General features: G+C 61.3%; 12 protein-coding genes, 4 tRNA genes and 1 pseudogene. 8 read left to right on the top strand and 9 right to left on the bottom strand.

From position 1 onward, the window contains the following. Positions 1-41: 41 nt before the first annotated feature. Positions 42-509 (bottom strand): annotated as a pseudogene (locus NRB16_RS00425) (hypothetical protein). Positions 510-609: 100 nt separating this feature from the next. On the opposite strand from NRB16_RS00425, the gene NRB16_RS00420 reads away from it, so the two are divergent. From NRB16_RS00420 to NRB16_RS00405, 4 genes are all read left to right on the top strand, one after another. Beyond that, on the top strand, positions 610-1,239 hold the full coding sequence (locus NRB16_RS00420; protein ID WP_257105219.1) for a DUF1780 domain-containing protein: 630 nt from the start codon (positions 610-612) through the stop codon (positions 1,237-1,239). Next, positions 1,239-1,736 carry an MOSC domain-containing protein gene (locus tag NRB16_RS00415; RefSeq protein WP_253116286.1) on the top strand — a complete coding sequence of 166 codons (498 nt, stop codon included), beginning with the start codon at positions 1,239-1,241 and terminating at the stop codon, positions 1,734-1,736. Before NRB16_RS00420 ends, NRB16_RS00415 begins: the two co-directional genes overlap by 1 nt. A gap of 252 nt (positions 1,737-1,988) precedes the next feature. After that, on the top strand, positions 1,989-3,287 hold the full coding sequence (locus tag NRB16_RS00410; RefSeq protein ID WP_045483621.1) for an NAD(P)/FAD-dependent oxidoreductase: 1,299 nt from the start codon (positions 1,989-1,991) through the stop codon (positions 3,285-3,287). A gap of 207 nt (positions 3,288-3,494) precedes the next feature. Beyond that, on the top strand, positions 3,495-4,292 hold the full coding sequence (locus NRB16_RS00405) for an SDR family NAD(P)-dependent oxidoreductase (protein ID WP_253142352.1): 798 nt from the start codon (positions 3,495-3,497) through the stop codon (positions 4,290-4,292). A gap of 59 nt (positions 4,293-4,351) precedes the next feature. Here the strand turns inward: NRB16_RS00405 and NRB16_RS00400 are convergent. The 7 genes from NRB16_RS00400 to rluD all read right to left on the bottom strand — a co-directional run bounded on the left by NRB16_RS00400 (position 4,352) and on the right by rluD (position 9,434). Beyond that, positions 4,352-4,428 (bottom strand) — tRNA-Pro (locus tag NRB16_RS00400). A gap of 96 nt (positions 4,429-4,524) precedes the next feature. Then, a tRNA-Lys gene (locus tag NRB16_RS00395) sits at positions 4,525-4,600 on the bottom strand. A 5-nt stretch (positions 4,601-4,605) separates the two neighbouring features. Beyond that, positions 4,606-4,682: transfer RNA gene (locus NRB16_RS00390), tRNA-Pro, on the bottom strand. Positions 4,683-4,706: 24 nt separating this feature from the next. Beyond that, positions 4,707-4,782, bottom strand: a tRNA-Asn gene (locus NRB16_RS00385). A 277-nt stretch (positions 4,783-5,059) separates the two neighbouring features. After that, positions 5,060-7,624, bottom strand: coding sequence for an ATP-dependent chaperone ClpB (clpB, locus tag NRB16_RS00380; protein ID WP_045483627.1), 2,565 nt, complete (start codon positions 7,622-7,624; stop codon positions 5,060-5,062). 119 nt (positions 7,625-7,743) lie between these two features. Next, entirely contained in the window at positions 7,744-8,475 is a 732-nt protein-coding gene (gene pgeF, locus NRB16_RS00375) for a peptidoglycan editing factor PgeF (protein WP_045483629.1), read from the bottom strand. Continuing rightward, entirely contained in the window at positions 8,472-9,434 is a 963-nt protein-coding gene (rluD, locus tag NRB16_RS00370; RefSeq protein WP_045483632.1) for a 23S rRNA pseudouridine(1911/1915/1917) synthase RluD, read from the bottom strand. The genes pgeF and rluD overlap by 4 nt, the downstream gene beginning before the upstream one ends. Before the next feature lie 148 nt (positions 9,435-9,582). On the opposite strand from rluD, the gene NRB16_RS00365 reads away from it, so the two are divergent. From NRB16_RS00365 to NRB16_RS00350, 4 genes are all read left to right on the top strand, one after another. Continuing rightward, positions 9,583-10,605: an outer membrane protein assembly factor BamD gene (locus tag NRB16_RS00365; RefSeq protein ID WP_045483635.1), complete on the top strand. Its 1,023-nt coding sequence runs from the start codon at positions 9,583-9,585 to the stop codon at positions 10,603-10,605. Between the two features lie 134 nt (positions 10,606-10,739). Further along, positions 10,740-10,982, top strand: a complete 243-nt coding sequence (locus NRB16_RS00360; RefSeq protein WP_253116226.1) for a PP0621 family protein — start codon at positions 10,740-10,742, stop codon at positions 10,980-10,982. Next, positions 10,972-12,564, top strand: a complete 1,593-nt coding sequence (locus NRB16_RS00355) for an ATP-binding protein (RefSeq protein WP_257105218.1) — start codon at positions 10,972-10,974, stop codon at positions 12,562-12,564. The genes NRB16_RS00360 and NRB16_RS00355 overlap by 11 nt, the downstream gene beginning before the upstream one ends. Before the next feature lie 2 nt (positions 12,565-12,566). After that, on the top strand, positions 12,567-13,907 hold the full coding sequence (locus NRB16_RS00350) for a sigma-54 dependent transcriptional regulator (RefSeq protein WP_257105217.1): 1,341 nt from the start codon (positions 12,567-12,569) through the stop codon (positions 13,905-13,907). Here the strand turns inward: NRB16_RS00350 and thiO are convergent. Continuing rightward, on the bottom strand, positions 13,904-15,001 hold the full coding sequence (gene thiO / locus NRB16_RS00345; protein WP_257105216.1) for a glycine oxidase ThiO: 1,098 nt from the start codon (positions 14,999-15,001) through the stop codon (positions 13,904-13,906). The two genes, NRB16_RS00350 and thiO, sit on opposite strands and share 4 nt — an antisense overlap. Between the last annotated feature and the right edge of the window lie 2 nt (positions 15,002-15,003).

The following is a 15,003-nucleotide window of genomic DNA, read 5'->3' as shown; positions in this document are numbered from 1 at the left end:
TTCGCCGCTAATTTTCGCCGCTAAAGCGGCTCCTACAGGCATCAATGTATGGGCTGTTCCAGTGCCTTGCGCAGCACCTGGGCATCACTGAACTGCTGCTGGCTGAGCAGCTTGCCGTCACGCAATTGCAGCCACAGGACTTTATCCTCGTCACCGGCATAGCGCGGCGCGATCTGTGATTCACGGTCCAGCATCACCCGGTACGAATAGTCGCGCATCTTCGGAATGGCGAACATTTTGGCGATGATGGCCGGCATTTTCTGAATGTCAGCGACAAACACCGTGTTACGCGCCTCCAGATAGCCCTTGGGCTTGCCCTACAGCGCCGCATTGACCAGTTTGGCGGCGTCCATGCTGCGCGCTACCAGCAGGGTCTGGGCCTGGTCGGTCAAGGTGTAGGGCTGATCGTACTGGTCAAGCAGTGTCCAGGGTTGCAGACGCTCGCCAACTTCGACGGCCTGAGCGGCCATAGGCAGCAGGGCCAGCAGCAGGATGGGCAGAATTTTCAAGGCGTTGTCCTCAAGGCAATGGATGACGGCGATTGTGCGCCTGTCTGGCGCATGGCAGGCTACAGGCATATTCACTTTCAGTCACCGCGACGCGACGGCTATGGATGATTCAGATTACCTGCGCCTGCTGACCAGCCAGGCCGAACAAGCCAATGCGTTTCTGTCCAACGCACGCAAATGGGAGCGTGAGCGCTGGGTCTGCCAGCGCCTGCTGCAAGGCCTGAATATCCCCTATCGCCACGAAGACTTTCTGCCGGCCGAACAGGAACCGCCGGATGTGCTGTTTCTGGATGCGCGCTTTGAGGTGTTTTTCGTGCTCGACGAAGGCCGGCGTCTGAACGATGAATGGCGCGAAGAACTGCAACGTCGCCGCAGTGCTTTCTCGCTCAGCCAGCTGGTGCGCCGCGAGACCAAGCCCAAACGGGTGCCGGCCCCTGCCCTGCTGCGCCGGCTGGCCCCGACCCTGCTCAAAAAGGCCAGCAACTACCAGGAACGCGGTCTGGACCTGGGCGCGCTGGACATCATTGCCTTTGCCAGCCTCAAGCGCGAAGCGCTGGACCTCAATAGCCACTTTCCGCCGCCCACCGAATACCTGCGCCAGGGCTGGCGTTCGCTGTCGCTGGTCGGCCCCAATTTTGCCAGGGTGCTGTTCGCGCACCCTGGCGCACCGGACTTTCTGCGTACCAACCTGGGCCGCACGGTGGTTTTCGACGTAGGAATCAGCCTGTGATCAGCCCATTGCAGCAATTATTGGCCGAGGTGCCGCAAACCGGCCAGGTCCGCTGGATCGGGGTACGCCCGCAGGCCCGTGGTGCCATGCTGGAACTGGACGCTGTCGAAGCACGTCGAGAGGCTGGCCTGACCGGCGATCACGCGCGCCCCGGCCCGCGCAATGCCCGCCAGGTGACGCTGATTCAGTGGGAACATCTGGCCGTCATCAGCGCCCTGCTGGGACGCCCTGCGGACCGACCGATCCTGCCCCAGGACCTGCGCCGCAATCTGGTGATCAGCGGCATCAACCTGTTCAGCCTCAAAGGCCGTCGCTTTCGGGTGGGTCAGGCCATTCTGGAAACCACCGGCTGGTGCCAGCCATGCGCACGGCTGGAGCAGAATCTGGGCGTTGGCACCTTTCAGGCAGTGCGCGGGCATGGCGGAATCACTGCGCGAGTGATACAAAGCGGAATCATTCGCTTATGCGACGATCTGCAGGTTGAGCCATTGAGCTGATCCGCCCTGTGGCCTATCGAGCCGAGGCGTCGTCCATGAACCACTTGTTATCCGAGCAGTCTCAATTGTCCAGTGTGTCAGCACAGCCTCCGTATCCGGTAGAGCGCCAGCCTCGCAAGGCTTCGGCAGCTCCCGTGCGGCCATCTGTGGCTTGCCGCCTGACTGCTCTGGATATTCGATCCGCCGCTCTGAGCCGCGCTGCGCTCGCGAAGATCGTTATCACCGATTTCCTTAACCTTCCGAGTAATCCCTATGACTCATCGTATTGTTATCGTCGGCGGCGGCGCCGGCGGTCTCGAACTGGCTACCCGCCTGGGTAAAACCCTGGGCAAAAAAGGCACCGCCAGCGTGACCCTGGTAGACGCCAACCTGACCCACATCTGGAAACCGCTGCTGCATGAAGTGGCGGCCGGCTCGTTGAACTCCTACGAGGACGAGCTGAACTACGTGGCTCAGGCCAAGTGGAGCCACTTTCAGTTCCAGCTCGGGCGCATGAGCGGCCTGGACCGCGCCAACCGCAAAATCCACCTGGCGGCCACGCAGGATGAGCACGGTGAGGTGCTGGTGCCCGCACGCAGCCTGGACTACGACACTCTGGTGTTGGCGGTGGGCAGCACCACCAATGATTTCGGCACCCTGGGGGCAGCCGAGCATTGCCTGTTCCTCGACACCCGCAAGCAGGCCGAGCGCTTTCACCAGCAATTGCTCAACCTCTATTTGCGCGCCCACGCCGGCCAGGCAGACAGCGCCCAGGAGATTAGCGTGGCCATCGTCGGCGCTGGCGCCACGGGGGTAGAGCTGGCTGCCGAGCTGCATAACGCCGCCCATGAACTGGCTGCCTACGGCCTGGGCCAGATCAAACCGGAAAACCTGCGCATTACTGTGATCGAGGCAGGCCCACGCGTACTGCCGGCCCTGCCCGAACGTATCGGCGGCCCGGTACACCAGACTCTGGAAAAACTCGGGGTTACCGTGCTGACCAACTCGGCAGTCAGTGAAGTGACTGCCGATAGCCTGGTGACCAGTAGCGGCCAGGTGATTCCGGCAACGCTCAAGGTCTGGGCGGCGGGCATTCGCGCACCGGGCTTTTTGCAGGACATCGACGGCCTGGAAACCAACCGCATCAATCAACTGCAAGTGCTGGCGACCCTGCAGACCACCCGCGACGAAAATATCTTCGCCTTCGGCGACTGCGCAGCCTGCCCGCAAAAAGGCACTGATCGCAACGTCCCGCCACGCGCCCAGGCCGCCCATCAGCAAGCCTCACTGCTGGTCAAATCGCTGCGCCTGCGCATTGAGGGCAAGGCGTTGCCGGAGTACAGCTACAAGGACTACGGCTCGCTGATCTCGCTGTCGCGCTTCTCGGCAGTAGGCAACCTGATGGGCAACCTGACCGGCAGCGTCATGCTTGAAGGCTGGCTGGCGCGGATGTTCTACATCTCGCTGTACCGCATGCACCAGATGGCCCTGTATGGCACCTTCCGCACCTTGATGCTGATGCTCGGCAGCCGGATCGGCAAAGGCACCGAGCCACGAATGAAACTGCATTGATGCCTTCGCAACCCTAGCCACCGGGAACAACTGTAGGACCAGCCGGGCGGCGACCGGCTTTAGCCGGGAAGCCTTAGCAGCGCCGCCCGGCCGCTGCTACCGGGTGGGCAACAGCCCAGCCGCAATTTTCTTGAATCAACGCCTTGAGCCATCTGTCACATCTGTTGAAGCCCGGATAACCGGTATGTTCATCAAGTGAGGTGTTGCATGGATTTGGCTATCAAGGGGCGGGTCGCACTGATCAGCGGCGCCAGCGGTGGGATCGGGCTGGCCACGGCCCGGTTGTTGAGCGAGGAAGGCGTTCATCTGGTGCTCACCGACAAAGACACGGACGAGTTGCACAAAGCCTGTGCCGGCCTGCCAGGTGAACCGTTGCTGTGGGCCGCCGATATGACCAACCAGAAGCAGGTCGATCAGCTGGTGCAACACGCCGTCGACCGGTTTGGCCAGGTGGATATCGTGGTCCATACCGCAGGGGTTACCGGCGCTAAAGGCGATCCGCTGGAGCTGTCTGATGACGATTACCTGGAAGCCTGGGAAACCGATTTTTTCTCGGCGGTGCGGGTCGCCCGCGCCACCATCCCGGCCATGCGCAGCCGCAACTGGGGGCGTTTTGTCTGCATCACGTCCGAGAACGCCGTGCAGCCCTATTGGGAAGAGGCGGTCTATAACACCGCCAAGGCGGCACTGGCGGCGTTCATGAAGAATCTGTCGTACCAGGAAGCCAAAGACGGCGTGCTGTGCAACACCGTAGCGCCGGCCTTTATCGAAACCGGCATGACCGACGGCATGATGGAAAAACGCGCTGAAGAACTCGGCGTGTCGTTTGAAGAAGCAGTCGAGAGTTTTCTGGAAGAGGAACGGCCAGGCATCGTACAGAAACGCCGGGGCCAGCCTCAGGAAGTGGCTGCAGCCATCGCCTGGCTGGTGTCGGACCGGGCCAGCTTTGTGAACGGCAGCAATCTGCGGGTCGATGGCGGATCAGTACAAGCGGTGCAGAATTGACCGAAGATTTTTAACCTGAAATAAAAAAGGCGTCCTTTGCAGGACGCCTTTTTCAAATATGGTCGGGGTGAGGGGATTCGAACTCCTGACATCCTGCTCCCAAAGCAGGCGCGCTACCGGGCTGCGCTACACCCCGAGGTGACACAGAAAAACGCCCGTTAGGACGTTTTTCGAGGATGATGCAACTGGCATCATCTCCCTAAGATTTGACCCAGTGTAGCAAGGTCAAAAATGGTGGGTCGTGTAGGATTCGAACCTACGACCAATTGGTTAAAAGCCAACTGCTCTACCAACTGAGCTAACGACCCAAATATGGTCGGGGTAAGGGGATTCGAACTCCTGACATCCTGCTCCCAAAGCAGGCGCGCTACCGGACTGCGCTATACCCCGACATGTACAACTTGTATTTGAATCTGGCTCCACGACCTGGACTCGAACCAGGGACCCAGTGATTAACAGTCACTTGCTCTACCAACTGAGCTATCGCGGATCGTATTCAGATTCAGCTACGGCGTTGATTCTAAACAAGTTTTTGTTTCGAATCAACCTCTTTGATTTGATTGTTTCGCGTTTTGCGCTACGTTCGCGTCTCTGAGGCGCGCCATTCTACAAGAATAAAAGACCCTGTCAACACCCTAAATTGCTTTTACTACAATGATTTGCAGTTTTTTTGCGAAGTTGTTGTTCGGGCTCGAAAAAACACTGGTTTGCCGCCAAAAAAGCAGGGCTCCGTTAATGAAGCCCTGCTTTACAACCCCATAGCGACATCAGGCAAAAACGATTTCGTCGCCTTCCAGCGTGGCATTGATCACCTCGCCCGGCACGAAACGCCCGGACAGAATCAATTGCGCCAACGGGTTTTCGATCCAGCGCTGAATCGCCCGCTTGAGCGGCCGTGCGCCGTACACCGGGTCGTACCCTACCGCAATCAGCTTGTCCAATGCCTCGGGGCTGAGGGTCAGGCTCAGCTCGCGTTCAGCCAGGCGGCTGAGCAGGCGGCTCAATTGAATCTGGGTAATGCCTGCGATCTGCTCACGACCCAGCGGTTCGAAGATCACCACTTCGTCGATCCGGTTGATGAACTCGGGCCGGAAATGGGCGCCCACCGCATCCATCACCGCTGCACGCTGCGCCTCGCGGTCACCGGACAACTCCTGGATCTGCGCCGAGCCCAGGTTGGAGGTCATGACGATCACCGTATTACGGAAATCCACGGTACGCCCGTGGCTATCGGTCAGGCGGCCATCTTCCAGCACCTGCAACAGAATGTTGAATACATCGGTGTGGGCCTTCTCTACCTCATCAAGCAGGATCACCGAGTACGGTTTGCGCCGCACGGCCTCGGTCAGGTAGCCGCCCTCTTCGTAACCGACGTAGCCTGGCGGCGCGCCGATCAGGCGAGCCACGGAGTGTTTCTCCATGAACTCGGACATATCGATCCGCACCATGGCCTCATCGGTGTCGAACAGGAACTCGGCCAGCGCCTTGCACAGCTCGGTTTTGCCGACCCCGGTCGGGCCGAGGAACATGAACGAGCCGCTGGGGCGGTTCGGGTCGGACAAGCCGGCCCGCGAGCGCCGCACCGCGTTGGCGACCGCCACCACGGCTTCGTTCTGGCCAATCACCCGCTCGTGCAGCAGGCTTTCCATCTTCAGCAGTTTTTCACGTTCGCCTTCGAGCATCTTGGCCACCGGAATACCGGTCCACTTGGACACCACTTCGGCAATTTCTTCTTCGGTCACCCGGCTGCGCAGCAACTGGTTCTCGGGTTTGCCATGCTGGTCGACCATCTGCAGGCTGCGCTCCAGGTCCGGGATGATCCCATACTGCAATTCAGCCATGCGATTGAGGTCACCACGGCGCCGCGCCGCTTCCAGCTCCTGGCGCGACTGTTCGATCTTCTGCTGGATTTGCGCAGAGCCTGTGACTTCAGCTTTTTCCGACGTCCAGACTTCTTCCAGGTCGGAATACTCCCGCTCCAGCCGCTCAATCTCGATCTGCAGTTTTTCCAGACGCTTGAGGGTCGCTTCGTCGTTCTCTTTCTTCAACGCCTGCGCTTCAACCTTGAGCTGAATCAGGCGACGTTCCAGCCGGTCGAGCACTTCGGGCTTGGAGTCGATTTCCATGCGAATCCGGCTGGCCGCTTCGTCGATCAGGTCGATGGCTTTGTCGGGCAACTGCCGGTCAGTGATGTAGCGATGGCTCAACTTGGCGGCAGCGATGATCGCACCGTCGGTGATTGCCACCTTATGGTGAACCTCATAGCGCTCTTTCAAGCCACGCAGGATGGCGATGGTGTCTTCTTCACTCGGCTCGTCCACCAGCACTTTCTGGAAACGCCGCTCAAGCGCCGCGTCCTTCTCTATATATTGCCGGTACTCATTGAGCGTCGTGGCACCCACGCAATGCAGCTCGCCGCGCGCCAGGGCCGGCTTGAGCATATTGCCAGCGTCCATTGCGCCCTCGCCTTTGCCGGCGCCGACCATGGTGTGCAGCTCATCGATAAACAGGATGATCTGGCCTTCCTGCTTGGCCAGCTCGTTGAGCAACGACTTGAGGCGTTCCTCGAACTCGCCACGGAACTTGGCACCGGCAATCAACGCGCCCATGTCCAGCGACAACAGCCGCTTGCTCTTCAGGCCATCGGGCACTTCACCGTTGATGATGCGCTGGGCCAGGCCCTCGGCAATCGCGGTCTTGCCCACCCCGGGCTCGCCGATCAGCACCGGGTTGTTCTTGGTCCGGCGTTGCAGCACCTGGATGGTCCGGCGAATCTCGTCGTCACGGCCAATCACCGGGTCGAGCTTGCCCTCTTCGGCACGCTTGGTCAGGTCGATGGTGTACTTGTCCAGTGCCTGACGCGACTCCTCGACGTTGGGGTCATTGATCGCGTTGCCGCCGCGCAGGTTGTTCACTGCGTTTTCCAGGGCTTTCTTGCTGACGCCCTGGCCAAGCAGCAGCTTGCCGATCTTGGTGTTTTCATCCAGCGCCGCAAGCAGCACCAGCTCGCTGGAAATGAACTGATCACCCTTCTGCTGGGCCAGCCGGTCGGCCTGATTGAGCAGGCGCGCCAGATCCTGAGACAGGTTCACGTCGCCGGTGGGGTTCTGGATTTTCGGCAAGGTGTCGAGCTCTTTGCCCAACTCCTTGCGCAGGCTGTTGATATCAAAACCGACCTGCATCAGCAGTGGTTTGATCGAGCCGCCTTGCTGTTCCAGCAGAGCATGCAGCAGATGCACAGGCTCGATGGCCGGATGATCGAAACCGACCGCCAACGACTGGGCATCGGATAACGCTAACTGAAGCTTGCTGGTCAATCTGTCGATACGCATTAGTCACCTTCCTTCTGAGCAGGCCGGAGTAATGGACACACCTGTAAAGAAAACCTGCCGGATTACCCGTTAGATGCGGACGATTCTGCAGGTTTCAAGGTAGTACAGATTGATGCGGGTCAGTCTTGGGACAGCCAGACCAGAGAGGCAAAACGACCGGTGCGGGCGCCACGGCGGTAGGAGAAGAAACGCTCATCGGTAAAGGTGTCGAGCCCACCGCCATACACCTGGGTGATTCCGTAAGCCGCCAGACGCAAACGCGCCAGGGCATAGATATCGGCCATGAAGCGGCCATCGTTGACGCTGGGTATGAAGGCAGCAGCGGTTTGCCGATGGCTGGCGACAAATGCCTCACGCACCTCGCCGCCCACCTCAAACGACGGCTGACCGATGGCCGGGCCCAGCCAGACCAGAATCTCGTCAGGTGCCGTCTGCAAGCTGTCGGCAGTGGCTTCCAGTACACCGGCCGCCAGCCCGCGCCAGCCGGCATGGGCTGCCGCTACGCGGGTGCCGGCACGGTTGCAGAACAACGCGGGCAGGCAATCGGCAGTCATGATGGTACAGGCCACACCGGGTGTGGCCGTCCAGCTGGCGTCCGCCTCATCGACCCGCAACGGGTCAGCATGGGCGACGGCAACGCCGTGAACCTGTTGCAGCCAGGCGGGCTCGACGCCCAACGCTGTGGTCAGGCGCAGACGATTGGTGGCCACTGCCTGTGGCTCGTCTTGCACATGATCACCGAGGTTGAAGCTGTCGAATGGCGCCTGACTGACGCCGCCGGCCCGTGTGGTCACACAGGCTCGCACATTGGCGGGCGCGGGCCAGTCAGGCAGCAGCCAGTCGTTGCTCACCCGATGAACGCCTCGCGGTCCTGCTTGAGCAGCGACAGCATCCACACCAGGTCTTCGGGCAACGGCGACTCCCAACGCATGCGTACGCCGGTGGTCGGGTGATCCAGCTCCAGGAACCGCGCATGCAGCGCCTGGCGCGGGAAAGTCTTGAGCGACTCGACCAGGGTTACGCTGGCCGCTGGCGGAATACGGAAACGACCGCCGTAGACCGGGTCACCGATCAGCGGGAAGCCGACGTGAGCCATGTGCACGCGGATCTGGTGGGTACGGCCGGTTTCCAGCTTGACCCGCACATGGGTGTGCGAGCGGAAGCGCTCCAGCACCCGGTAATGGCTGACCGCAGGCTTGCCGTTGTCCATCACCGCCATCCGCTGGCGCTGCTGGCCGTGACGACCGATGGCGGCGTCGATCTTGCCGCCTGCGGTCACCACACCCAGCACGATGCATTCATAGATACGGCTGACCGTGCGGCTCTGCAACTGGTTGACCAGTTGGGTCTGGGCCTGCAGGGTCTTGGCCACCACCATCAGACCGGTGGTGTCCTTGTCGAGGCGATGGACAATACCGGCGCGCGGCACGTTGACGATGTCCGGCACATGGTGCAACAGGGCGTTGAGCAAGGTGCCGTCGGCGTGCCCGGCGGCCGGATGAACCACCAGCCCGGCAGGCTTGTTGATGACCAGGATCTGGTCGTCTTCGTAGACGATATCCAGTTCGATATCCTGGGCCACCCACTCGCCCTGGGCTTCCTGCTCGGCAGTAAGGTGCAAAACGGAGCCGCCGTGGACGATGTCGCGCGGACGCAAGACGGCACCATCCACCGTCAGGCGGCCGTCCTTGATCCAGGTGACAAGGCGTGAACGCGAGTATTCGGCGAACAATTGGGCGGCGACCTGATCGAGGCGTTGACCGCCGGATTCTGACGGTACCTCTGCGCTGAGTTCTATATTTTCGGACATGGCCAGACTGGAAGGCGGCTAGCCTTTGGTTTCGGCTGCGCGCTTGTGGTTAAATACGGCGTCTTTTGTCCCGCATGTTAGCGGGGCGCTCATCATAACAGGACGGCCCCGCCCAAGACAGCAGGCCGTTATAGGGACGCAAGCCGCCATGCAAGTGAAACACCTGCTGCTGATCGCCATCCTCGCAACGACCGCGGCCTGCTCGTCGAAAGAAGTCATCGACGAGAACCTGAGCGAAGTCGAGCTGTACCAGCAGGCGCAGAACGACCTGAGCAATAACAGCTACAACAGTGCCACCGAAAAACTCAAGGCACTGGAGTCGCGTTACCCGTTCGGCCGTTATGCCGACCAGGCCCAGCTCGAACTGATCTACGCGAACTACAAAAATGGTGAGCCGGAAGCGGCAAAATCGGCTGCCGAGCGGTTCATTCGCCTGCATCCGCAGCACCCTAATGTCGACTATGCGTACTATATGCGCGGCCTGACCTCCTTCGACCAGGACGTCGGCCTGCTGGCGCGCTTCCTGCCGCTGGACCAGACCAAGCGTGACCCTGGCGCTGCGCGCGACTCGTTCAACGAATTCGCCCAGCTGACCAGCCGCTACCCCAACAGCCGCTACGCCCCCGACGCCAAGCAGCGCATGATCTACCTGCGCAACCTGCTGGCCTCCTATGAAATCCACGTGGCCGACTACTACCTGACCCGTCAGGCGTATGTAGCCGCCGCCAACCGTGGCCGCTATGTCGTGGAAAACTTCCAGGAAACCCCGGCAGTCGGCGACGGCCTGGCGGTCATGGTCGAGTCGTACCAGCGCCTGCACCTGGACGACCTGGCAGCCACCAGCCTGGAAGTACTCAAAGCCAACTACCCGGACCACCCGCAACTGGCCGGTGGCGAGTTCACCCCGCGTCAGGCCGAGGCTGATAACCGTCCATGGCTGTCCAAGGCCACGCTTGGCCTGATCGGTAATAGCGCGCCGCTGCCACCGGGCGAGACCCGTGCCAACCAGGACATCCAGCGCCAATATCAGGAAGCCAAAGACGGCATTCCGAAAGAACTGTTGCCGGAGAATCAGGCCGAGCTCGACAAGCAGGCGGCCGAAGAGGCAGCAGCCAAGGGCGAGAAAAAACGCTCCTGGTTCAGCTACGCAACTTTCGGTCTGTTCGATTAAGACCGGTAGTTGAGCAAAGAGGCCTGCGGGCCTCTTTTTTATTGCCTGCGCCATGGGCCGCACCTAAAAACTACCTGCGTAGCCACCGCCGCTTGGCTACACTGCGCCATTAACACACCTTCAATCGGTCCATCATGATTCGCATTCTTTTGTGGGCAGCGCTGATCTTCGCCGCTGTCTGGTTCATCAAGCGCTTGCTCAACCCGCCGGCCCGCAAGCCCGCCCAGGACAAAAAGGCAGAAGATGCTGCCGCGCCGATGGTGCGTTGCGCTCACTGCGGCGTCCATCTGCCGCAAGATCGCGCCCTCAACCAGCAACAACAATGGTACTGCAGCGAGGATCACAGGCTGCTGGGCCCCGCCTCACGTGATCGCTGAGCCGCTGGCCCTCGGCAGCGCCCTGGCGCAGCGGATCCTGCGCCTGTACCACCTCTATCGGCTGATCATCGGTGTCATGCTGGTGCTGCTGGTCTCCAGCGACCTGGATGCCGAACTGCTGGAAATGGCCAACCCGAGCCTGTTTCGCGCCGGCTGCTGGATCTATCTGGTTTTCAACATCCTGATCGTCGTGCTGCTGGAGCGGCCGCGCTACAAAGCGCTGATGTTCAGCCTGGCACTGAGCGACACGCTGTTGTTGTCGAGCCTGTTCTATGCCGGCGGCGGCCCGGCCAGCGGCATCGGCAACCTGCTGATTGCCTCGGTGGCCATCAGCAACATCCTGCTGCGTGGACGCATCGGCTTACTGATCGCTGCGGTGTCGGCCATCGGCATCATTTACCTGACCTTCTACCTGAGCATCGCCAACCCGAAGACCTCCAGCGACTATGTCCAGGCTGGCGGCCTTGGCGCCTTGTGCTTTGCCGTGGCCTTGCTGATGCAGGCGCTGACCGCCCGTTTGCGCTTCAGCGAGGTGCTGGCCGAGCAACGCGCCGTGGACGTCGATAACCTTGAAGAGCTCAACGGTCTGATCCTGCAGCGCATGCACACCGGCATACTGGTGCTCGATGCCGGCCGACGGGTGTTGCTGATCAACCAGAGCGCGCTGAACCTGTTGGGCCATGAAGCCTTGCTGGGGCGGGTTATCGATGATTACTGCCCGCACCTGGTCGAACGCCTGCGCCATTGGCGCATGAACCCGATAAGAACCGCCGACAGCTTCAAGAACTCGCCCGCAGGCCCGGCCCTGCAAGCCAGCTTCGCCACCCTCAACCGTCACGAGCAACGTCAGACCTTGGTATTTATCGAGGATCTGTCGCAAGTCGCCCTGCAAGCCCAGCAACTCAAGCTGGCCGCACTCGGGCGCCTGACCGCCGGCATCGCTCACGAAGTCCGCAACCCGCTGGGCGCGATCAGCCACGCCGTACAGTTGCTTGAAGAGTCCGAAGAGCTGCCCCCCCCTGACCGGCGGCTGGCGCAGATCATTCACGAGCAGTCCCGGCGCATCAATGTGGTCATTGAGAACGTTCTGCAACTTTCACGACGTCGTGAGGCCGAGCCGGAGCTGCTGAACCTTGCCGTGTGGCTTGAAGAGTTCGTCAGCCAGTGGCGCTACAGCGCAGCGCCCCGGCATCAGTTGCATTGCGAGACCGGCAGCGGAGTGCTCAGTACCCGGTTCGATCCGGACCAGTTGACCCAGGTCCTTGCCAATCTGGTGCAGAACGGCCTTCGCCACAGCGGCCAGGCGCACGACCAGGCGCAGGTCTGGCTACGGTTGTATCACCATCCCCAGAGCAACCTGCCGAGCCTCGACGTGCTGGACGACGGCGCCGGAGTGTCCGAGCAACATCTGGGCAAGATGTTCGAGCCCTTTTTCACCACGCAAACCAAAGGCACGGGACTCGGGCTTTACCTGTCCCGTGAGCTGTGTGCAAGCAACCAGGCCCACCTGGAATATTCCAGGCGGCCTGAAGGTGGCAGTTGCCTGCGCATTACCTTCGCCCACCCGTTCAAATTGAGTTGAGCATGACTTCAAGGCAGAAGATCCTGATCGTTGACGATGAGCCGGATATCCGTGAACTCCTGGAAATCACCCTGGGACGGATGAAGCTCGACACCCGCGCCGCGCGCAATGTTGCCGAGGCCTATGACTGGCTCAGGCGCGAAGCCTTCGATCTGTGCCTGACTGACATGCGTCTGCCCGACGGTAACGGCATGGAGCTGGTGCAGCACATTCAGCAGCAGTACCCGCAGACACCGGTGGCGATGATTACTGCCCACGGCAACCTCGACCTGGCGATCGGCGCCCTCAAGGCCGGAGCTTTCGACTTTTTGACCAAGCCGGTGGACCTGCCGCGCCTGCGCGAGCTGGTCGGCAGCGCCCTGCGCCTGCGCAACGGCAGCGAGCAGGACCAGAGCATCGACAGCCGCCTGCTGGGCGATGCGCCGCCGATGCGCACCTTGCGCAAACAGATCAGCAAGCTGGCCCGCAGCCAGGCGCCGATCTACATCAGTGGCGAATCAGGCAGCGGTAAAGAACTGGTTGCCCGGCTGATCCACGAACAAGGTCCACGGGCCGATAAAGCCTTCGTGCCGGTCAACTGCGGCGCGATCGCCTCTGAGCTGATGGAGAGTGAGTTCTTCGGTCATCGCAAAGGCAGTTTTACCGGCGCCCACGAAGACAAACCGGGGCTGTTCCAGGTCGCCGATGGCGGCACCCTGTTTCTCGATGAAGTCGCCGACCTGCCGCTGGCCATGCAGGTGAAACTGCTGCGCGCTATTCAGGAGAAGGCTGTGCGCTGCATTGGCGGGCAACAGGAACAGGTCGTGGACGTGCGCATCCTGTGCGCAACCCACAAGGATCTGGCCCAGGAAGTCAGTGCCGGGCGGTTCCGCCAGGACCTGTATTACCGGCTCAATGTCATTGAGTTGCGCGTACCGCCATTGCGCGAGCGTCGCGAAGATATCGAGCTGCTGGCCGAAAGCATGTTGCAGCGCCTGGCGGTCAGTTACGCCCAACCGCTGGCCCGGCTCCATCCGCAGGCGCTGGAAATCCTCAAGAACTACCGTTTTCCCGGCAACGTCCGGGAGCTTGAGAATATGCTGGAGCGCGCCTACACCCTGTGCGAGAACGATCAGGTACTCGCCTCGGACCTGCGCCTGAACGACAGCGCCCCTGCCCAGGACAGGAATGCCCCGAGCCTGGCCAATATCGAAAACCTCGAGGATTATCTGGAGAGCATCGAGCGCCAGCTGATTCTTCAGGCACTCGAAGAAACCCGCTGGAACCGCACAGCGGCGGCGCAGCGCTTGAACCTGTCGTTCCGCTCGATGCGCTACCGGCTGAAAAAGCTGGGGCTCGATTAAGCCAGGCGGCCTGCCGGCGCATAAGGCGCAGGATCGATCACCGGTTGCTGGTCCAATAACAGGTCGGCCAGCAACTGACAGGAAGCCGGGGCCAGCACCAGCCCGTTGCGAAAGTGCCCGCAGTTAAGCCACAACCCGGCAAAGCCTGGCAGTTCACCGATAAACGGAATGCCTTGCGGCGAGCCGGGCCGCAAACCGGCCCAGTGGCCGACCACCTCGGCATCGGCCAAAGCAGGCAGCAACTCGATGGCCGACGCCTTGAGACTGTCCAGCGCCGAGCCGGTCGGGGTTTTGTCGAACCCCTCATATTCCAGGGTACTGCCGACCAGAATATGCCCGTCACGTCGGGGTATCGCATAACGCCCCTTGGCCAGCACCATGCTCGGCAAGAAATCCGCCGCGCACTTGAACAGAATCATCTGGCCCTTGACCGGCTCCACTGGCAGCTCGACACCCAGCGGCTTGAGCAATTCACCGCTCCAGGCCCCGGCGGTCAGCACAACACGATCACTGTGGATAACGCCGTCGGCAGTCGCGACGCCGCTGATTCGGCCCTGTTCATGCAGCAACCCGCTCACCTGGCAGTGCTCGCGAATCTGCACCTGCGGCATGGCCTGCAAGGCCGCCTTGAGGGATTTGACCAGCCGGGGATTGCGCACGTTGGCCACGCCACTCATATGTATGGCGCGGCGATAACCTGGCCCGAGCACCGGCACGGCATCGTAGACCGCCGACATGTCGGCGCGGCTCAGGGGGCGCTGCTCACGCTGCGCCCAGTCCAGCGCCTGCTGTTCATCGTCCAGATCCAGCCAGTACAGGCCGGTCTCGTGAACCTCAGGGTCCAGGCCGGTCTGTTCGAACAAGCGGGCGGCCAGTTGTGGATAAAAGTCCTGCGACCAGTGCGCCAGCGCGGTGACCGCCTGGCTGTAGCGCCAGGGATAAAGCGGCGAAACAATACCGCCCCCGGCCCAAGAGGACTCGCGGCCCACCTCGGCACGCTCAAGCAGCAGTACCGACTGCCCGGCCTGCGCCAGATTGAAGGCCGTCAACAGGCCTATGACACCACCACCGACCACCACCACTTGCTGGGACATGT

The organism is Pseudomonas sp. LJDD11, assembly GCF_024584215.1.
Lineage (GTDB): Bacteria > Pseudomonadota > Gammaproteobacteria > Pseudomonadales > Pseudomonadaceae > Aquipseudomonas.
This window is presented reverse-complemented; position numbering and strand designations above follow the sequence as displayed.

Coding starts and splice junctions, on each gene's coding strand:
- NRB16_RS00420 (WP_257105219.1), top strand. CDS start 610: ATGGATGATTCAGATTACCTGCGCCTGCTGACCAGCCAGGCCGAACAA.
- NRB16_RS00410 (WP_045483621.1), top strand. CDS start 1,989: ATGACTCATCGTATTGTTATCGTCGGCGGCGGCGCCGGCGGTCTCGAA.
- NRB16_RS00405 (WP_253142352.1), top strand. CDS start 3,495: ATGGATTTGGCTATCAAGGGGCGGGTCGCACTGATCAGCGGCGCCAGC.
- clpB (WP_045483627.1), bottom strand. CDS start 7,624: ATGCGTATCGACAGATTGACCAGCAAGCTTCAGTTAGCGTTATCCGAT.
- rluD (WP_045483632.1), bottom strand. CDS start 9,434: ATGTCCGAAAATATAGAACTCAGCGCAGAGGTACCGTCAGAATCCGGC.
- NRB16_RS00365 (WP_045483635.1), top strand. CDS start 9,583: ATGCAAGTGAAACACCTGCTGCTGATCGCCATCCTCGCAACGACCGCG.
- NRB16_RS00360 (WP_253116226.1), top strand. CDS start 10,740: ATGATTCGCATTCTTTTGTGGGCAGCGCTGATCTTCGCCGCTGTCTGG.
- NRB16_RS00350 (WP_257105217.1), top strand. CDS start 12,567: ATGACTTCAAGGCAGAAGATCCTGATCGTTGACGATGAGCCGGATATC.
- thiO (WP_257105216.1), bottom strand. CDS start 15,001: ATGTCCCAGCAAGTGGTGGTGGTCGGTGGTGGTGTCATAGGCCTGTTG.